We start from the raw sequence: 19,385 nt of genomic DNA on the forward strand, positions 1-19,385 counted from the left end.
GCTCGGTCACCAGGTCCGACACCGCCTGGTCCAGCCGCGTGACGGCGGCGCGCATTTCATCGGGCTGGGTCTGCCATAACCGCGTCGAGCCCTCGACGTCGGCCAGCAGCAACGTCACGGTTCCCGTCGGGAGCTCGCTCAACCCCAAATCGCTCCAGTTCAAACGCAGCGTGTCCGCGCACCGCTCGGTCTCAGTCATGTTAGCCAGCGTGCGTCGATCAGACGCGGCAAACATCAGCAGAATGGCCTATACGTCCGCTCGGCCGCGTCCGCGGAGGATCTACGCGCCTTGACCAATGTTCTTCGCCGGCCGTCATCGCACACTTGGTTCCTCGGACTCAAGGAGGTACAGATGAACAGCCAGACCGGTCTTGCCGGCAACCGCGACTCGATCGACGCCAACTTCACGACGGGCGTGCTGCACGGCCACTACGACAGCCGTTTCGGGGATCTCGTCGCCGCGCTGGCCGACGAAGTCAGCACCGGCGGCGAACTCGGCGCCGCGATCGCCATCGATGTCGGCGGCGACGTCGTCGTGGACATCTGGGGCGGGCATGCCGACAGGGCCAGAACCCGCGAATGGTCGGAAAACACCATCGTCAACGTTTTTTCCAGCACCAAGAACGTGACCGCGCTGGCGGCGCTGATGCTGATCGACCGCGGCCTGCTCGACCCGTTCGCCCCGGTCGCAAAGTACTGGCCCGAGTTCGCCGCGAGCGGCAAGCAGGACATCGAGGTGCGCCACATCCTCAGCCACACCTCCGGGATGTCCGGCTGGGAGCCCCCCTTCGCCCTGGAGGACGTCTACGACTGGGAAAAAGCCACTTCTCAGCTTGCCGCCCAGGCGCCGTGGTGGCCACCCGGCACCGCGTCGGGATACCACGCGGTGACCATTGGGCACCTCGTCGGCGAACTGGTCCGCCGAACCACCGGCATGACTCTGAAACACTTTGTGCGACAGGAGATCGCCGAGCCGCTCGGCGCTGACCTGCAGATCGGCGCCCGGCCCGAAGACGACCACAGAATCGCCGAACTGGTCCCGCCGCCTCCGCTGGACGTGCCGCTCGACGCGGTCCCCCATGACCATCCGATGTATAAGACGTTCGCCGCGATCCCGCCCGCCGCGGAGACCGCGCTGGCAGCCGAGACGACGGCGTGGCGCCGAGCTGAGATCGGATCGGCCAACGGACACGCCAACGCGCGTTCGCTGGTCCGCGCCCTGTCCCCGATTTCGTTGGGCGGCAAGATTAATGGCGTACGGTTCCTGCGACCCGACACCATCGACCTGATCTTCGAGGAGCAGGCCAACGGCACCGATCTGGTGCTGGCCATGCCGGCACGGTGGGGCATCGGGTTTGCCCTCCCCCATCCGGAGGCGGTGCCCGACATCCCCGACGAGAGGACCTGCTACTGGGGCGGTTGGGGCGGCTCCATGGTGGTGATGAACGTCGACCGCCGCACCACGTTCGCCTATGTGATGAACAAGATGGGACAAGTCACATCGGGCGGAACCGATCGGACGCGGAAATACACCCGGCTCATCTATGAGGCACTCGGCTGACGGTCAATCAGTATGGCCGCCCGCCTTCGGGCATCACGTACTCGGAAATCGGTCCGGAGACGCCGTTGACCGACGTCCCGCCGTTGAGAATGCCCGGCGCCATCTCCAGCATGTTGTTCGGAAACCCGAACTTCGGCTTGGTCAGCTCGTCGAGCCGCGCCAGTTCGTCGGCGCCGAGGCCCACGTCGACGGCGAGGACGTTGTCGTTGAGCTGCGAGAGCCTGCGCGCCCCGATGATGACGGACGAGACGCCAGGCTGCGCGCGCACCCAGGCCAGCGCCACGCTGGCGACGTTCGTCTGGTGGGCCTTGGCGATGAGCTCGAGTTCGTCGACAACGGCGTAGGTCTTGTCGTCGAGGAAGGCGTCGACCATCGCGCCGCGGCCGGAGTCCTGCCGGCCGGCGCTGGCCCGGGTGTACTTGCCGCTCAGCGCGCCGCCCTTGAGCGGCGACCACGGTGTGATGCCGAGGCCGAATTCGGACGCCATCGGAACCAGTTCCTGTTCGATGGAGCGCTCCAGCAGTGAGTACTCGACCTGCAGGCCGACGAAGCTCGACCAGCCGCGGAACCGGGCGATGAGGTTGGCCTGGGCGATCTTCCACGCCGGGGTGTCCGAGACGCCGATGTAGCGGACCTTGCCGGCGCGGACGAGATCGTCGAGCGCCGCCATCGTCTCGTCGATGGGTGTGTTGGCATCCCAGATGTGCAGCCAGTACAGGTCGATGTAGTCGGTTTGCAGACGCCGCAGCGAGTTTTCGCAGGCGTTGATCAGCGACTTGCGGCCCGAGCCGCCGCCGTTGGGATCTCCCGGATACAGGTTGCCGCTGAACTTGGTCGCGATCACCAGGCGATCGCGGCGACCGGCGTCGCGCCCGATGTGGTCACCGATGATCTTCTCGGAGTGGCTTCGGGTGTAGAAGTTGGCCGTGTCGATGAAGTTGCCACCGAGGTCGGTGTATCGATCGATGATCTGTTGAGACTCCTCGACACTGGTGCCCCAGCCGAGGTCCTCGCCGAATGTCATGGCGCCCAGACACAGGGGGCTGACGCGCAGGCCGGAGCGTCCGAGTGTCACGTACTGATCCAGAGGCATGGTGGCCACTTTCTGGTAAATTGTTCGATTATGTGTTTGTTCATTCCTAAACTAGTTTATGTCTGAACGATCTGGCAAGTCGGTGCCAGCGGTCGACGCGGCCAAGATCTGGTCGTTGAACTATCGGGTGCTGCTGTCGGTCATCTCGTGCGCCGAGGCCGACATCTGCGCGCTGGGGCTCGAATCCAAGGAGCTCTTCCTGCTTGCGGAGATCGACGAGCACCCCTATCCGGCCGAACTCGCTGCGGCGTTGAGCATGCCCAAGGCGACGATCACGGTTTACCTCAAACGGCTTGAGGCCGCGGGCTTCGTGCGGCGCCAGATCGACGCCAGCGACCTGCGGCGCCATCGGCTCTTACTCACCCCGGCCGGGCGCAAAGCCGCCACGGACGGGCTGGCGCTGCTGTCCGCGGAGTTCGACAAGCGTCTCGGACGCCTCACCGTCGCGCAGCGGAAAGACCTCAAAAATCTGCTCGAAAAGATTCTGTGAACGCGGGTGCCGTAGGCGTTTGGCGTTTGCCCCGGCTAGTCTGACGTGTCGTGCGAGTCCTGGTGATCGGTTCGGGTGCCCGTGAGCATGCGCTGCTGCTGGCGCTTCGGAAAGACCCGCAGGTCACGGAGCTGTTTGTCGCCCCCGGCAACGCCGGCACCGCCCGGGTCGCCGAGCAGCACGACGTGGACATCACGTCGGGTTCCGACGTCGTCGCCCTGGCGCGGGAGGTCCGGGCCGACCTGGTGGTCATCGGCCCGGAGGTCCCGCTGGTGTTGGGCGTGGCCGACGCCCTGCGAACGGCCGGCATCGTCTGCTTCGGGCCCAGTAAGGACGCCGCGCGCATCGAAGGGTCCAAGGCGTTCGCCAAGGAGGTCATGGCCGCTGCCGGCGTGCGCACCGCGACCAGCGAAACCGTTGACAGCCCCGCCCATTTGGATGCCGCACTGGACCGGTTCGGGCCTCCTGCGGGCGACCCGGCCTGGGTGGTCAAGGACGACCGGCTGGCCGCCGGCAAGGGCGTCGTGGTGACCGCGGATCGCGGTGTCGCGCGCGCGCACGCCGCCGGGCTGCTCGAGGCGGGGCACCCGGTGCTGCTCGAGTCGTTCCTGGACGGGCCCGAGGTGTCGCTGTTCTGCGTCGTCGACGGTGAAACCGTGGTGCCGCTGCTGCCCGCGCAGGACTTCAAGCGTGTCGGCGACGGCGACACCGGCCCCAACACCGGCGGCATGGGTGCCTATGCGCCGGTGCCGTGGCTTCCCGACGACCTGTACCGCGACATCGTCACCAACATCGTCGAACCCGTTGCGGCTGAGATGGTTCGGCGGGGCTGCCCATTCTGCGGTTTGCTGTACGTCGGGCTGGCGATCACCGGCAAGGGACCGGCGGTGGTCGAATTCAACTGCCGTTTCGGTGATCCCGAGACCCAGGCTGTGCTGGCGTTGTTGGGTTCACCGCTCGGCCAGCTGCTGTACGCCGCGGGTACCGGCAAGCTCGCCGACTTCGGTGAGTTGCGCTGGGAGCAGGGTGCGGCCGTCACGGTGGTATTGGCGGCCGAGAACTATCCCGGCCGTCCCCGCGTCGGCGACGTGGTCGCGGGCTCGGAAACCGAGGGAGTGCTGCACGCGGGTACGGCGCGCCGCGACGACGGAGAGGTCGTCTCCTCGGGCGGTCGGGTGCTGTCGGTGGTGGGCACCGGCCCCGACCTTGCCGCCGCGCGTGCGCAGGCGTATGAGCTGATGGGGTCGATTCGACTGCCCGGCAGCCACTTTCGTGGTGATATCGCGCTGCTGGCCGCTGAAGGCAAGATCAGCGTTCAGTAACCCGCGGCTTGGCCGTCTCGGCGGGGATCGCTGACGGCGAGATATCCGCCGTTGAGCCGCCAGATCGCCTGGCAGCTGCCGAACTGGTTGTAGTCGTCGACCCCGAGCAGGTCGTGCCCGCGGCGACGCAATCCGTCGAGGGTCGACGTGGGAAATCCCGGTTCGCAGCTGATCTGCATGCCCTGCACCCAGCGAAACCGGGGACCGTCGCAAGCCGCCTGCGGATTTTGGCCATAGTCGGCGATGCGGACCACGACCTGCACCTGCCCCTGGGGCTGCATCGGCCCGCCCATCACTCCGAAGCTCATCATCGGCGCGCCGTCCTTGGTGACGAAGCCCGGGATGATCGTCTGGAAGGGTCGCTTATTCGGCCCGACCTGATTCGGATGACCTTGATCCGCAACGAAACCCGCTCCGCGGTTCTGCAACGAGACGCCGGTTCCCGGCACCACCACCCCAGACCCGAATCCCATGTAGTTCGACTGGATCATCGACACCATCATCCCCGCAGCATCGGCGGCGGTGAGGTACACGGTGCCGCCGCGGGGAGTGCCCGCCGACGCCGGCTTCGCCTGACGGCGGTCGATCAGGCCGGCCCGCTGCCTCAGATACTCCGCGTCCAACAGGTGCTCTGGCGGGACCCGCATGTGGTCGATGTCGCAGACGTATGCCTGCGCGTCCGCAAACGCCAGCTTGAGCGCTTCGATTTGCAGGTGCAAACTCTCGGCCGAATCGACTGGCAGCGAAGACATGTCGAAGTGCTGGAGGATCCCGAGCGCGATCAGCGCCACGATGCCCTGCCCATTGGGCGGGATCTCGTGAACGGTGTACCCGCGGTAGGTTCCGCTGATGGTGCCCACCCAGTCGGCTCGGTGAGCCGTCAGGTCGCTGGTCCGCATCACGCCGCCGTTGGCAAGCGCGTGCGCCTCGAGTCGCTCGGCCAGCTCCCCGCGGTAGAACGCCTCACCGTTGGTCGCGGCGATCTTCTCCAGCGTGGCGGCCTGCTCGGGAAACCTGAACACCTCGCCGGGTTTCGGTGCCCGCCCGGCTGGCATGAACGCCTCGGCGAAACCGGGCTGCTTTTCGAAGAGTGGCACTTGGGCCGCCCACTGGTCGGCAACCGTGGGCGAGACCAGGAAACCCTTGCGCGCGTAGTCGATTGCGGGCTCAAAGAGCCTTTCGAACGGAAGCCTGCCGAACCGGTCATGTAGTTCCGTCCACGCCGACACCGCGCCGGGCACGGTCACCGCGTTCCAGCCGAGCGCCGGAACGGCCTTGCCGCCGAAGTATTCCGGGGTCCAGGCCGCGGGCGAGCGGCCCGACGCGTTCAGCCCGTGCAATCGCCGGCCGTCCCAGACGATGGCGAAGGCGTCCGAGCCGATGCCGTTGGATACCGGCTCCACGATCGTCAGGGCGATGGCGGTGGCGACGGCCGCGTCCACCGCGCTTCCGCCCTCGGCCAGCATCCGAAGGCCCGCTTGGGCGGCCAGCGGTTGTGACGTGCACACAACGTTCTCCGCCAGGATGGGCTTTCGCGGCCAGGCGTAAGGGAGATCCCAGTCGAATGGTGCGGTCACCTTGCGATCGTCGCACGAGGTATCGAGCGGACCCAACGGAAGTCCCGCCTGCGAAAGGCATTGCGCTCGTCCCGAATTTGATAGCGCATGCGATATTTCATTCGCGATTCGCCGACGGCCCGTCTGCTGGTGCGGCAGTGACTGACGTGACGCGGGCCCACGACAACCGGCCTCAGGCCGTCAACAGCGGCGCCATCCAGGTGAGCTCGGCCGGCAGTTGCGAACTCCAGAACTCCGCGTTGTGCCCGCCGGGTGAGAAGCCGCCCGCCGGCGGATGGGGCAGTTGAGCGATGAACTGCTTGGTGGCACCGTAGAACGGATCGCTGTCACCGCAATCGACCCGAATGGGAATCGACGCCAGCGCCGGCATTCCGAACACCGAGTTCGCCGCGAAGTCGTCGGACCCGTCGAACGCGCCGGGGGCAGCCGCGCCGGAGGACAGCCAAAGTGCGGGACTGACCGCGCAAATGGCCGCTGTGCGCGCGGGACCCAGCCGGCCGCCGAGCAGCAACGCGCCGTAGCCGCCCATCGACCAGCCCAGGAACGCCACCCGGGAGGTGTCCAGGCCCTGGGTGCCCAGCATGGGTATGAGCTCGTCGAGCACCATGGCCCCGCTGTCCTCGCCGGAGGCCCGCTTGTGCCAATAGCTGCCCCCGCCGTCCACGGCAACCACCGCAAAGGGCGGCAGCCCCGCGTTGACGGCCTGCGCCAGACCTTGTTCGACGCCGCCGGCCATCACGGTCGACGCATCACTGCCTTTGCCGTGCAGCGCGATCACTGGTCGCAGGGCCTTGGTCTGGCCGGGCGGACGCGCGATGGCCCAGTTGGTGTTGATTCCGCCGCGTGCCGCCGAAACGAAGGAACCGGTCACCATGGTGGGCGCGGCCTGACCCGGCGGCGCCGGTTCGAGAGGCGGAGGAGGTGGCGGCGCCAGCGGCGCCTGGGTGCCCGCGGGCGACAGCGGCATGGCCTGGGACGGTCGGGGCGTGAACAGGATGTCGAGGGCATAAGTGCCGGCTGCGCCCGCGGCCGCGCTGGCTCCGAGGCCCAGCAGGGCGCGGCGGCTCAGGTCGGACATGCGGGCCATCATGCCATGTTCGTTTAGCGGGCCGTTTGGCGGAAATGGCAATGCAGTACCACTTTGACTGGCACGATGGCTACTCGTGACGGCAGCAGTTACTCCCAAGGGAGAACGTCGACGGTATGCGCTCGTCAGCGCCGCCGCCGAGCTGCTTGCCGAGGGCGGTTTCGAGGCCGTGCGGCACCGCGCTGTCGCTCGGCGCGCCGGACTCCCGTTGGCGTCGACGACGTATTACTTCTCGTCCCTTGACGATTTGATTGCGCGCGCCGTCGAACACATCGCGATGATCGAGGTTGCGCAGCTGCGGTCGCGGGTTACCGCACTTTCCCGTCGGCGTCGCGGTCCCGAAACCATCGCCGAGGTGTTGGTCGACCTGCTCGTCGGCGACGTGTCCAGCCCGGGACTCAGCGACCAATTGATCTCGCGCTACGAGCGGCACATCGCCTGCACCCGCCTGCCCGCGCTGCGCGAGACCATGCGTCGCAGTCTGCGGCAGCGCGCCGAGGCCGTGGCCGAGGCCGTCGAGCGATCGGGCCGGACGGTGCACATCGAGCTGGTGTGCACGCTGATCTGTGCGGTCGACGGTTCCGTGGTCTCAGCCTTGGTCGAAGGTCGCGATCCTCGCGCGGCGGCGCTGGGTACGGTGGTCGACCTCATCGACGTGCTGGCGCCGATCGATCAGCGGCCCGTGCGGTCGGCGGGCAGCGATGGCGTCACGATGTACCCGGTGGCGAAGTCGCCGTAGATCGTCACATCCGCCGGGCGGCGTTGTGCGTACAAGGCCACGTAGGCGCACACGACGGCGTCGATCGGATCCTCGGCGCGGCGCAGCTCACTCTTGCGCCGGGCGGTGGTTACGCCCCCGCGTAGCCGGCCCCAATCGTCGTGGCCCATCACCTCTAACGGCACCGCGGCGTGCGCAAGCCTCTCGATGCCGTCCATCAGCAGGAGCAGCTCGGATCTGAGCTGGTCGACGTCGCGGCCGGGCTTGGCCTTGTACTTGAGCGTTCGCGCCAACCGGAACAGCACCACCGTCGCCGGATGCGGATAGACCTCGATGGCGCGGCGCGGCGCCGACGAGCGCGGGTCCATGTCCAGTCCGAGTGCGTTGGCCAATCGGGCCGCGCGCGGTCCGTCGGCGAACTCCGGTTTCGCGGTGTTGGCCGGATGGGCGCCGGCTTCGAACCTGCGGAAGTCGCGGTTGAGCGCCGCTTCGGCGGGACGCTGGCCGGTCGGGTTCGTCACCACCAGCGGCGCGTCGAAGGCGACGACGCAATGTCCACGCACGTATGGCGACAACGCGGCGAGCACGGTGACGTCGTCGCCTGCGGCGCCGATGTGCACGAGGTGGCCTCCGGCGTCGACGACCGCCACCCCCGTCGGGTTGCGCCCGGCCCAGGCCAGATCGACACCGGCGAAGTACATCCCGCCCAGTATGGGGCCGCAGCCCGTCACACGGGCCACAGGGGTCACCGCCTCGGGAGGATCGGTCGAGGTGCCCGCCTCGCAGCGACAATTCGGCCGGCGGTGGGCGATCGCCGCTTGTTGTCGCTCGGAGGCGGGCACTCGGTGGGCCGGGCCGCGACGGAGGCTGGTGTGGCCAATGTGACCGCAACCCGGCTGGCGGGACGGGCCGATCGTAAGCTCTATGTCTGTGAGCATTCCGAATGTCCTGGCCACCCGGTACGCCAGCGCGGAAATGGTCGCGATCTGGTCGCCGGAGGCCAAGGTCGTCGCGGAACGCCGGCTGTGGCTGGCGGTGCTGCGGGCGCAGGCGGAGCTGGGTGTCGACGTCCCGCAGGACGCGATCGCCGACTACGAGCGGGTGCTCGAGGACGTCGATCTGGCCTCGATCGCCGACCGCGAGCGGGCGCTGCGCCACGACGTCAAGGCCCGGATCGAGGAATTCAACGCGCTGGCCGGCCACGAGCACGTGCACAAGGGGATGACCAGCCGCGACCTGACCGAGAACGTGGAGCAGCTCCAGATCCGGCGGTCGCTGGAGCTGGTGTTCTCCCACGGCGTCGCGGTGGCGGCGCGACTCGCCGAGCGGGCGGTGGCCTACCGCGATCTGGTGATGACCGGACGCAGCCACAACGTCGCCGCGCAGGCCACCACGCTGGGCAAGCGGTTCGCCTCTGCCGCGCAAGAGACGCTGATCGCGCTGACCCGACTGCGCGAGTTGATCGACCGGTACCCGCTGCGCGGCATCAAGGGTCCGATGGGCACTGCCCAGGACATGCTGGACCTGCTGGACGGCGACGCTGCCAAGCTGGCCGAACTGGAGCGACGGGTGGCCGAATTCCTCGGCTTCGCAAGCGTTTTGACCAGCGTGGGCCAGGTCTATCCGCGTTCGCTGGACCACGACGTGCTCTCGGCTCTGGTGCAGCTGGGCGCCGGGCCGTCGTCGATGGCCCACACCATCCGGCTGATGGCCGGGCACGAGCTCGTCACCGAGGGGTTCGCGCCGGGACAGGTGGGGTCGTCGGCGATGCCGCACAAGATGAACACCCGAAGTTGTGAGCGGGTCAACGGGCTGCAGGTCGTGTTGCGCGGCTACGCCTCGATGGCCGCCGAGCTGGCGGGCGCCCAGTGGAACGAAGGTGACGTGTTCTGCTCGGTGGTGCGCCGGGTTGCGTTGCCGGACAGCTTCTTTGCCATTGACGGACAGATCGAGACCTTCCTGACGGTGCTCGACGAGTTCGGCGCCTACCCGGCGGTGATCGCCCGCGAGCTGGACCGCTACCTGCCGTTCTTGGCCACCACCAAGGTGCTCATCGCCGCGGTCCGCGCCGGCATGGGCCGCGAGGCCGCGCATCACGTGATCCGCGAACATGCGGTCGCGACGGCGCTGGCGATGCGGGAACGCGGCGCGGAGCCCGATCTGCTGGATCGGTTGGCCGCCGACGAGCGGCTGCCGCTGGACCGGGCCGCGCTGGACGCCGCGCTGGCTGACAAGAAGGCGTTCATCGGCGCCGCCGGCGATCAGGTGGACGAGGTCGCCGCGCTGGTGGACGCGTTGGTGAGCCGCTACCCGGACGCCGCCAAATACGCTCCGGGCGCGATCCTGTGACCCTCGCCGGCGCGCTCGCGGGGATCGACTTCACCGATCTGGACAACTTCGCCGACGGATTTCCGCACGACCTGTTCGCCATCCACCGCCGCGAGGCGCCGGTGTATTGGCACGAGCCGACCGACAACACGCCCGACGGCGAGGGCTTCTGGTCCGTCGCCACGTACGCGGAAACCCTTGAGGTGCTGAAGGAACCGACGACATACTCCTCGGTCACCGGCGGCGGGCGCCCGTACGGCGGCACGCTCCTGCAGGATCTGGCGATCGCCGGCCAGGTGCTCAACATGATGGACGACCCGCGCCACTCACAGATTCGGAGACTCGTCAGCTCCGGGCTGACGCCGCGAATGATCCGGCTGGTCGAGGACGATCTGCGGGCGCGGGCGCGCCGCTTGCTCGATGCTGTGGTGCCCGGCGAACCGTTCGACTTCCTGGTCGACATCGCCGCCGAATTGCCGATGCAGATGATCTGCATTCTGCTGGGAGTGCCCGAGTCCGAACGGCATTGGCTGTTCGAGGCCATCGAGCCGCAGTTCGATTTCGGCGGTTCGCGCAAGGCGTCCCTTTCTCAGCTGTCGGTCGAGGAGGCCGGGTCGCGGATGTACGACTACGGTCAGCAGCTGATCGCCGCGAAGCGGGCGGAGCCGACCGACGACATGCTGTCGGTCGTCGCGAACGCGACGGTCGACGACCTGGACGCGCCGTCGCTCTCGGACCTCGAGCTCTACCTGTTCTTCAGCCTGTTGTTCAGCGCCGGCGCGGAGACGACGCGCAACGCGGTCGCCGGCGGCCTGCTGGCGCTGGCCAGTCACCCGGAGCAATTGCGCGCCCTGCGTGCGGATCTCGACGCGCTGCCGACCGCCGTCGAGGAGATCGTGCGGTGGACGTCGCCGTCGCCGTCCAAACGACGCACCGCCACGCGCGATGTCACGCTCGGCGGCCAGTCGATCCAAGCCGGCCAAAAGGTCCAGGTCTGGGAGGGCTCGGCGAACCGCGACCCCGGCGCATTCGATCGCGCCGATGAATTCGACATCACCCGAAAGCCCAATCCGCACTTGGGGTTCGGTCAAGGCGTGCACTACTGCCTGGGCGCCAATCTGGCCCGGCTGGAACTGCGCGTGCTCTACGAGGAGCTGTTCTCCCGGTTCGGCGCAGTGCGGGTCGTCCGGCCGGTCGAATGGGCTCGCAGCAATCGGCACACCGGCATCCGGCACCTGATCGTGGAACTCCTCGAGGAGCGGTGAGGGTCCGAGGCGCCGGTGTCGAGCCGACACCGGACGTCTTCGCCGCGGTGATGGCGACCGGAATCCTGTCGATCGCCGCGCGCAACCACAACTACAACTGGATCAGCGACGCACTGGGCGTCATTGCCTCGCTGGGGCTGGTGTTTCTGATCGCCCTGGTGGGCACAACGGCTGTCGGCAGGCGGCGGACGTTGCGCTGGGACCTCAGTGACCCCGATGTCACCCTTCGGCTCTTCACCTTCGTCGCCGCTTGCGCGGTGATCGACACCCGCTTGTCGGCCAACGTGTGGGTGCTGCGGGTGCTCGGCGCGGTGGGGCTGTGCTCCTGGCTGGTGCTGCTCGTAGTGAGCGCGCGGAACATGTTCGCGCTCCGGTGGGTTGCGCTGCGAGACGATGCCCATGGGGCGTGGGAACTGGGCAGCGTGGGGACCTCAGGGTTGGCGATCGTGATCGCCCGCGCGGCCTATCAGACCGGTGAGCGCTGGTGGCTGGCGGTGGCCGTGGCTGTCTGGGCGGCCGCCATCGTCATCTACGCTCTGATGACCTGGCTGATCCTGTGGCGGGTCGTCAATGAGCGACAGGACCGGGACGGATTCGAGCCGGACACCTGGATCTTGATGGGCGGCATGGCGATTGCGACCCTGGCCGGCGACAACATCCACTCCCTGGCGCCCACCTGGCTGGCCGCACCCGTGCGTATCGTGACCGTCGTGACCTGGGCGATGGCCACCCTATGGATACCGCCGCTGATCTACTTCGGTCTGCACCGGATCAGCCGGCGGCCCAACATGCTGCGGTTCGCCGGCGTCTGGTGGGCATTCGTGTTCCCGCTGGGCATGTATTCCGCGGCCAGCTACGCCATGGCGGCCGAAATCGGGCAGCGATCGCTGCTGACGGTGTCGCTGGTCTTCTTCTGGGATGCCCTGGCGGCGTGGCTCGTTGTGGTCGTGGCCGGGCTGCTGCTGCTCGGCCACGCGCTGCTATCGGCCGCCAATCGAGATGCCGGCCGCCCGTAATTCGAGTGCGGCCAGGGCGCGGATGGTGAGCGGATCCTCCCGTCGCCACCCACCGACCGGATCCGCGCTGACAGCGGCGAGCTTGCCCGGCGGCCGGTTCGTCAACGCCCGCAGGGCAAGGAGTTGCTCGCCGGCCGGGGTGGCGGCCAGGGCCGTGACCGTCAATTTCCGTCGAAAGAACCGCAGCCGCAGGAGAAGCCACGGCACGTCCGCGACGAGGATCGGGACAGCCGCGATGGCCATGGCCAGCAAGACCGCAAGCCAGCTGGCCGTCGAGTCCAGGTCATGGCCCGCGCCGGCCAGATCAAGCGCGGCCTGGCTGGCGGAGTTCAGCGGCTGGCTGACCGCGTCACCCACCAAGGGGATGTGCTGAGCACCATGGCCGGCCGACGCCAGGTTTCCGGCGATGCCATGCGCGCCACTCTCGACCTGCCGGCCGGCCTCGGCGATGGTGGATACGGCGTCGTAAACCGCCAGGCCGACGAACAGCCAGATAGCGGTCCACATAACGACGGCGAAGTCGCTGAGCAGTTGGGCCATCAGCCGGCCCGGTCGGGTGGAGTAGGGCAAGAACCGCGGGGTCATACTCTCGATCCCAGCACAGCTCCCGACACGCGACCCCCCTTCGGGTGCCCGTTAGGCTGACCCGATGCGCCCCGCACTGTCCGAGTACCAGCACCTGGCCAGCGGAAAGGTCCGCGAGATCTTTTCCGTCGACGAGGAACATCTGTTGCTCGTCGCGACCGACCGGATCTCGGCGTACGACTACGTCCTCGACAGCACGATCCCGGACAAAGGCCGGATCCTGACCGCGATGAGCGTCTTCTTCTTCGGTCTGGTCGACGCGCCCAACCACCTGGTCGGTCCACCGGATGACCCACGCATCCCCGAGGACGTCCTGGGCCGCGCCCTGGTGGTGCGGCGGCTGGAGATGCTGCCGGTGGAGTGCGTGGCGCGTGGCTACCTCACCGGGTCCGGACTGCTGGACTATCAGGCGACCGGGAAGGTCTGCGGCATCACGCTGCCACCCGGCCTGGTCGAGGCCAGCAAGTTCTCCGAGCCGCTGTTCACCCCGGCCACAAAGGCCGCGCTGGGCGACCACGACGAGAACATCTCGTTCGACAGGGTGATCGATTTGGTGGGCGGGGTCCGCGCCAACCAGTTGCGCGACCGCACGCTGCAAACCTATGTGCAGGCTGCCGATCACGCCCTGACGAAGGGAATCATCATCGCCGACACCAAGTTTGAATTCGGCACCGACCACGACGGTAACCTGCTGCTGGCCGACGAGATCTTCACGCCGGACTCCTCACGCTACTGGCCGGCCGAGGACTACCGGGTTGGGGTGGTGCAGACGAGCTTCGACAAGCAGTTCGTCCGCAACTGGCTCACCAGCCCCGAGTCGGGCTGGGACCGCCACGGCTCGCAACCGCCACCACCGCTGCCCGACGAAATCATCGACGCCACCCGCGGCCGTTATATCGACGCCTATGAACGGATTTCCGGCTTGAGCTTTGGCGACTGGATCGGCGCGTGACGGAGACTTCGGCCGCAGCCCCCGTGCCGCCTGTCGCAAAGCGGCAGCAGACCCGGCGTGAGCATCACGGGGACGTCTTCATCGATCCTTATGAATGGCTGCGCGACAAGTCCGACCCCGAAGTCATCGCCTACCTCGAGTCGGAAAACGAGTACGTCGACATGATGACGGCAGATCTCGAACCGTTGCGGCAGAAGATCTTTGCCGAGATCAAGGCACGTACCAAGGAGACCGATCTGTCGGTCCCGACTCGGCAGGGGGACTGGTGGTACTACGCCCGTACCTTTGAGGGGAAGCAATACCGGGTTCAATGTCGTTGCCCGATAAGCAATCCCGATGACTGGGATCCGCCGATCCTGGAAGAGAACACCGAAGTGCCCGGCGAGCAGATCCTGCTCGACTCGAACACCGAGGCGCAGGGCCACGAATTCTTCGCGCTCGGTGCAGCCACCGTCAGCCTGGACGGGAACCTCCTGGCGTACTCCGTCGACACCGTCGGCGACGAACGTTATACGCTGCGCTTCAAGGACTTGCGCACGGGCGAGCTGTATCCGGACGAGATCGCCGACATCGGGGCGGGCGCGACCTGGGCGGCAGACAACCACACGGTGTACTACCTGACCCTGGATGCGGCCCACCGCCCCGATAAGGTGTGGCGCTACCGCGTGGGCTCCGGCGAACCTTCGGAACTGGTGTATCACGAGGCCGACGAACGGTTTTGGCTCGGCGTCGGGCTGACTCGTAGCGAGGCCTACGTCTTCATCGCATCGGGGTCCTCGATCACCTCTGAGTACCGGTACGCGGACGCCGCGGATCCGCATGCCCCGTTCACCTTGGTGCTGCCACGGCGCGAAGGCATCGAGTACGCGGTCGAACACGCGGTGGTCGGCGGCCAAGACCGGTTCCTGATTCTGCACAACGAGGACGCGGTCAACTTCACCCTGACCGAGGCGCCGGTCAGCGACCCGGCCCAGCAGCGCACGCTCATCCCGCACCGCGACGACGTGCGGCTCGACGGCGTCGACGCCTTCGCCGGCCATCTGGTGGTCAGCTACCGGCGGGAGGCGTTGCCCCGGCTCCAGGTGTGGGACATCGCCGCCGGCGGGGAATATGGCGAACCTGAGGAGATTTCGTTCGACTCCGAGCTGATGTCGGCCGGTCTTGCCGGCAACCCTAACTGGCGTGCGCCCAAGCTGCGGATCAGGGCAGGGTCGCTGGTCGTCCCGGCACGGGTATACGACATCGACTTCGCCACCGGTGAACGCACGCTGCTGCGCGAACAACCCGTGCTCGGCGGTTACCGCACCGCCGACTACGTGGAGCGGCGCGACTGGGCGATCGCCGACGACGGCACCCGCATCCCCGTGTCCATCGTGCACCGCACCGGTATCGAATTTCCCGCACCGGCTTTGCTGTACGGCTACGGTGCCTACGAGATATGCACCGACCCCAGCTTTTCCATTGCTCGGCTGTCGCTGCTGGACCGGGGCATGGTGTTCGCCATCGCCCACGTCCGCGGGGGCGGTGAAATGGGCCGCCCGTGGTACGAGCATGGCAAGCTGCTGGAGAAGAAAAACACTTTTACCGACTTCGTAGCGGCGGCAAGGCATTTGGTCGACACGGGTGTCACTCGGCCGCGTCAGCTTGTGGCCCTGGGTGGCAGCGCGGGCGGCCTGCTGATGGGGGCGGTCGCCAACCTGGCGCCGGAACTCTTCGCCGGAATTCTCGCGCAGGTCCCGTTCGTCGACCCGCTCACCACCATCCTCGATCCTTCCTTGCCGCTCACCGTCACCGAGTGGGACGAATGGGGAAACCCGTTGCAGGACAAGGACGTCTACTCATACATGAAGTCTTATTCGCCGTATGAAAACGTCGAAGCCAAGCGGTATCCCGCCATCCTGGCGATGACTTCCCTGAACGACACCAGGGTCTACTACGTGGAGCCCGCCAAGTGGGTGGCGGCACTGCGGCACGCCAACGCCAACGGCAGTCCAATCCTGCTGAAGACGCAGATGAACGCCGGACACGGCGGAGTCAGCGGTCGCTACAAGGCGTGGCAGGAGACCGCTTTCCAATACGCCTGGCTATTGGCCGCCGCCAACGCCGACCAAGGCTAGTCGTGCGGTCCCGTCACGCCGATGTCGTTCGGCGGTCGACGGCCTAGTCGTCGGTCGGTCGGACCGGCGCACGCTTCGGTAGGAAAGCCGCAGGGATGATGGTGAAGGCCACCAGCGCGACCGCCAGCACGAAGACCGTCGTGTACGCGTGCGTGAGGTTGTTCAACAGAGCGCTCGCGACGTCGGGTGGCAGAGCCTGGTGCGCTGCTCCCGAGGCATCAGCCGACGGCCCGTGCCCGCCGGCGTTTGACGGCAACGATGCCGCCTTTCCGGCGATGATGTCGTTGCGGCTGATCTGGGTTGTCACGATGACCGCCATCAGGGCGGCTCCGATTGAGCTACTCACCTCGAGGTTGACGCTGACCAGGGTCGTACCCCGGGCGATCTGTTGCGGAGCAAGAGCCTGGACCACCGCAGCGCCCAGCGGGGCGGTGGTGCAGCCGATGCCCAGCCCCATGATCGTCAAGCCGACCAGCAGCGTAGGCATGTAGTCGGCATGCCTGGCCACTCCATAGGCAAAAATGCCCAGGCCAGCCGCTATCAGCGGAAGGCCTATCAACACGACTTTGCCGGGGCCGCGCTTATCCGCATAGATGCCGGCGAGCGGCATGGTCAACGCGGCTCCCAGCGCCTGTGGGACAAGGCGCATCGCAGACTGCATCGGGGTTTCGTTCATTACCAGCTGGAAGTAGCTAGGCAGCGTGAGCCCGGCGCCGACGTAGCCGACGGTGAAAACCAGCAGGGTCAGGTTGGCCTGCGTGACTACGCGGTTCTTCAACAACCTCAAGTCGATGAGCGGGTGATCGGTGCGATACCAGGCGTGTAGTACGAACGCGGTAATCAGGGCAAGGCCAATGATCACCGGTATCAGGACATAGCGGTCGGCTACTGTATGGCGTCCGGGAATGGACGACACCCCGCACAGGAAAATCGCAACCCCCGGCGACAGCAGCAGCGCGCCTGTGAAGTCGAGTGCTTCGCTCGGCTCAGGACGATCTCTCGGAAATAGGATCGCCGCAAGGACAATGGTGGTGATCCCGATGGGCAGGTTGATCAGGAAGATCCACTCCCAGCCGTAGGTGTCAATCACCCAGCCGCCCAGGATGGGCGCGCCAATTGGCGCAAGCACCAGCGGAATCCCACCGATCGCTATCAGGCGACCAAGTCGTTGGGGGCCGGCCTCGCGGGTCAGGATCATCGAACTCAGCGGCATGAGCATACCGCCGCCGAGCCCCTGTATCACCCGGAACACGATGAGCGCCAAGATGTTCGGCGCCATCGCGCACAGCAAGGAGCCCAGTGTGAAGACAAAAACCGCACCCATGAAGAGTCGTTTGGTGCCGAATCGATCGACCGCCCAACCAGTGACGGGAATCACGGTTGCCAACGCCAGCATGTAGCCCGCCATGGTCCACGACACGACCGCGAGGGTGGATCCGAACTGTGCGGCGAAGGTGCGTTGCGCCACGCTGACCACGGTGGTATCGAGCAGCGCCATGATCGTGGCCATCCCACAGACGGCCGCGACACGGAAGAGTGCGGCGTCTAACTTGTCGGGATACTGACGCTCATCCGCGTTTGGTTGCCCGGTGGCGGCACGCGGCACCGGGGGGTCGGACGTCACGGAATCGGCCTTCTGCATGGCGTTGCCGAGCATATCTGTACCCGTACCCTCACGCGGACCCTTTCAGACGTTTGCTTCGGCCCCCGTCTTAATCTGCCGTTTGGGCTTGGTTCGATATCAGCTCACCACCATACCCAGGCCCGTGAACTGGACCCGGGATGGCGTCGCACCATGGCTACTGCCTGGGGTTTTAACCGACCAGCCACGTGCACCCGGGTGCCGCTGTCATGCCTGCTAATGGCCCACCGTTTGGCTCGCCGGCTTTTTTGGCAGAAAAGACGCCGGAATGAACGTGAACGCCACCAACACCACGGCTATCACAAATACCGCCGTATAGGCGCGGGAAAGGTCGTGCACCACGTTGTCCCAAAAGCCGGCATTCAGCGCCTGAGGCGGTATCGCGGACTGGTTCACTGGCACCCCGCTGACAGCGGCTTGCTGCTGCAACGCCGCGAGTTTGTTCGCGGCGACGATGTTCTCGCTCCGATTGAACTGATTGGTCAGGATCATCGACATCAAAGCCGTGCCCACCGATCCGCCCACCTGATGGCTGACGCTCATCAGCGTCGTGCCCCGGGCGATCTGGTGCAGGGTGAGCGCCTGCACCGCGGCGACAGACAACGGCATCATGGTGCAGCCCATCCCGAGGCCCATGATTGTGAGGCCGATCAGCAGCGTGGGCCAGTAGTCCGCCTGCCTGGCCACGCCAACGGCGAACGTGCCCAGACCGGCGGTGATCAGCCCGATACCGACCAGCACGATCTTGCCGGGCCCCCGTCGGTCCACCAATGGCCCGGTCAGACGCATGGTCAGCATGGCGCCGAGTCCCTGGGGGATCATGCGCAGGCCCGCCTGCATCGGCGTCTGATGCAGCACCTGCTGGAAATAACTCGGCAGCAGCAGGCCGGCCCCGAAGAAGGCGCCGGCGAATACCACCATCGTCACGTTGGCGTGGGTGAGCACCGGGTTACGAAACAACCGCAGATCGATGAGGGGATGATCGGCGCGCCGCCACGCGTGCGCGACGAACCCGGCGATCAAGGCCAGGCCGATGGTGGCCGGTATGAGCACGTGGCGGTCGGCGACGGTGCCGCATCGCGGGATCGACGACACCGCGAACAGGAACGTGGCCAGGCCGGGTGACAGCAGCAGCACCCCGACGACGTCGAAGGTTTCCGAACGCGACGGGTGGTCCCGGGGGAAAATGATCGCCCCGAGCGCGATGGTGACGAGTCCGATCGGCAGGTTGATCAAGAAGATCCACCGCCAGCTCGAAGTGTCGATGAGCCAGCCGCCCAGGATCGGGCCACCGATCGGCGCGAGCAGCATCGGGATGCTCAGGATCGACATCAGCCGACCCAGCCGCCGCGGGCCCGCTTCGCGGGTCAAGATCATGAAACTCAGGGGCAACAGCATGCCGCCGCCGATCCCCTGGGCCACCCGAAAAACAATGAGCTGCAACATGTTTGCTGCCAACGCACACAGTAGCGAGCCCAACGTGAAGGCCAGCACGGAGCCCAGGAAAAGCCGTTTGGTGCCGAACCGGTCGGCTGCCCACCCGGTGATCGGTATGACCGTCGCCAACGCCAACGTGTAGCCGGTCATAGTCCACGCGACGACGGCCTGGGAAGACCCGAATTGGTCGATGAA

The 19,385-nt window shown here is 66.8% G+C and carries 17 protein-coding genes; 9 read left to right on the forward strand and 8 right to left on the reverse strand.

Annotation, left to right across the window (positions count from 1 at the left end):
* Positions 1-199: hypothetical protein (locus tag A9X03_RS02080; RefSeq protein WP_197498922.1), on the reverse strand; the 199-nt coding region annotated here is incomplete at its 3' end.
* Between the two features lie 153 nt (positions 200-352).
* On the opposite strand from A9X03_RS02080, the gene A9X03_RS02085 reads away from it, so the two are divergent.
* Complete coding sequence (locus A9X03_RS02085; RefSeq protein ID WP_082974404.1) at positions 353-1,561, forward strand: serine hydrolase domain-containing protein; 1,209 nt, start codon at positions 353-355, stop codon at positions 1,559-1,561.
* A gap of 7 nt (positions 1,562-1,568) precedes the next feature.
* Here A9X03_RS02085 and A9X03_RS02090 read toward each other — a convergent pair whose 3' ends face one another.
* On the reverse strand, positions 1,569-2,663 hold the full coding sequence (locus A9X03_RS02090) for an aldo/keto reductase (RefSeq protein ID WP_156670294.1): 1,095 nt from the start codon (positions 2,661-2,663) through the stop codon (positions 1,569-1,571).
* A gap of 49 nt (positions 2,664-2,712) precedes the next feature.
* On the opposite strand from A9X03_RS02090, the gene A9X03_RS02095 reads away from it, so the two are divergent.
* Together A9X03_RS02095 and purD are read left to right on the forward strand one after the other, a co-directional pair.
* On the forward strand, positions 2,713-3,144 hold the full coding sequence (locus A9X03_RS02095) for a MarR family winged helix-turn-helix transcriptional regulator (RefSeq protein WP_067779483.1): 432 nt from the start codon (positions 2,713-2,715) through the stop codon (positions 3,142-3,144).
* 50 nt (positions 3,145-3,194) lie between these two features.
* The gene (purD, locus tag A9X03_RS02100; protein WP_067779486.1) at positions 3,195-4,466 is read left to right on the forward strand and encodes a phosphoribosylamine--glycine ligase; all 1,272 of its coding nucleotides are present in this window, start codon (positions 3,195-3,197) and stop codon (positions 4,464-4,466) included.
* On the opposite strand, the gene ggt is transcribed toward purD, so the two are convergent.
* Together ggt and A9X03_RS02110 are read right to left on the reverse strand one after the other, a co-directional pair.
* Positions 4,460-6,043 carry a gamma-glutamyltransferase gene (gene ggt / locus A9X03_RS02105; RefSeq protein ID WP_068015054.1) on the reverse strand — a complete coding sequence of 528 codons (1,584 nt, stop codon included), beginning with the start codon at positions 6,041-6,043 and terminating at the stop codon, positions 4,460-4,462. The two genes, purD and ggt, sit on opposite strands and share 7 nt — an antisense overlap.
* 172 nt (positions 6,044-6,215) lie before the next feature.
* The gene (locus A9X03_RS02110) at positions 6,216-7,133 is read right to left on the reverse strand and encodes an alpha/beta hydrolase-fold protein (RefSeq protein WP_068259430.1); all 918 of its coding nucleotides are present in this window, start codon (positions 7,131-7,133) and stop codon (positions 6,216-6,218) included.
* A 73-nt stretch (positions 7,134-7,206) separates the two neighbouring features.
* Between A9X03_RS02110 and A9X03_RS02115 the strand changes: the two genes are divergently transcribed.
* The gene (locus A9X03_RS02115; RefSeq protein WP_068259433.1) at positions 7,207-7,869 is read left to right on the forward strand and encodes a TetR/AcrR family transcriptional regulator; all 663 of its coding nucleotides are present in this window, start codon (positions 7,207-7,209) and stop codon (positions 7,867-7,869) included.
* Here A9X03_RS02115 and A9X03_RS02120 read toward each other — a convergent pair.
* Positions 7,803-8,549, reverse strand: a complete 747-nt coding sequence (locus A9X03_RS02120) for a DUF429 domain-containing protein (RefSeq protein WP_068259436.1) — start codon at positions 8,547-8,549, stop codon at positions 7,803-7,805. The two genes, A9X03_RS02115 and A9X03_RS02120, sit on opposite strands and share 67 nt — an antisense overlap.
* Positions 8,550-8,778: 229 nt before the next feature.
* Here A9X03_RS02120 and purB point away from each other — a divergent pair, with 229 nt between their 5' ends.
* From purB to A9X03_RS02135, 3 genes are read left to right on the forward strand one after another with little or no spacing between them, the layout of a single operon-like run.
* Positions 8,779-10,197, forward strand: a complete 1,419-nt coding sequence (purB, locus tag A9X03_RS02125) for an adenylosuccinate lyase (protein WP_067751864.1) — start codon at positions 8,779-8,781, stop codon at positions 10,195-10,197.
* A complete protein-coding gene (locus A9X03_RS02130; RefSeq protein WP_067751861.1) occupies positions 10,194-11,441 on the forward strand; it encodes a cytochrome P450 in 1,248 nt (415 codons plus the stop codon). The genes purB and A9X03_RS02130 overlap by 4 nt, the downstream gene beginning before the upstream one ends.
* The gene (locus tag A9X03_RS02135) at positions 11,438-12,457 is read left to right on the forward strand and encodes a tellurite resistance/C4-dicarboxylate transporter family protein (protein ID WP_067888767.1); all 1,020 of its coding nucleotides are present in this window, start codon (positions 11,438-11,440) and stop codon (positions 12,455-12,457) included. Before A9X03_RS02130 ends, A9X03_RS02135 begins: the two co-directional genes overlap by 4 nt.
* Here A9X03_RS02135 and A9X03_RS02140 read toward each other — a convergent pair.
* On the reverse strand, positions 12,422-13,042 hold the full coding sequence (locus A9X03_RS02140) for a hypothetical protein (RefSeq protein WP_067751857.1): 621 nt from the start codon (positions 13,040-13,042) through the stop codon (positions 12,422-12,424). The genes A9X03_RS02135 and A9X03_RS02140 overlap by 36 nt on opposite strands.
* Positions 13,043-13,106: 64 nt before the next feature.
* Between A9X03_RS02140 and A9X03_RS02145 the strand changes: the two genes are divergently transcribed.
* Together A9X03_RS02145 and A9X03_RS02150 are read left to right on the forward strand one after the other, a co-directional pair.
* Positions 13,107-13,994 carry a phosphoribosylaminoimidazolesuccinocarboxamide synthase gene (locus A9X03_RS02145; protein ID WP_068259439.1) on the forward strand — a complete coding sequence of 296 codons (888 nt, stop codon included), beginning with the start codon at positions 13,107-13,109 and terminating at the stop codon, positions 13,992-13,994.
* Positions 13,991-16,111: a S9 family peptidase gene (locus A9X03_RS02150; RefSeq protein ID WP_068259442.1), complete on the forward strand. Its 2,121-nt coding sequence runs from the start codon at positions 13,991-13,993 to the stop codon at positions 16,109-16,111. The genes A9X03_RS02145 and A9X03_RS02150 overlap by 4 nt, the downstream gene beginning before the upstream one ends.
* A gap of 43 nt (positions 16,112-16,154) precedes the next feature.
* Here A9X03_RS02150 and A9X03_RS02155 read toward each other — a convergent pair whose 3' ends face one another.
* A complete protein-coding gene (locus A9X03_RS02155; protein WP_067751848.1) occupies positions 16,155-17,768 on the reverse strand; it encodes a DHA2 family efflux MFS transporter permease subunit in 1,614 nt (537 codons plus the stop codon).
* A gap of 201 nt (positions 17,769-17,969) precedes the next feature.
* A partial coding sequence (locus A9X03_RS02160) for a DHA2 family efflux MFS transporter permease subunit (RefSeq protein ID WP_068259447.1) occupies positions 17,970-19,385 on the reverse strand: 1,416 nt, incomplete at its 5' end.

The organism is Mycobacterium sp. E1715, from assembly GCF_001667625.1.
Lineage (GTDB): Bacteria > Actinomycetota > Actinomycetes > Mycobacteriales > Mycobacteriaceae > Mycobacterium.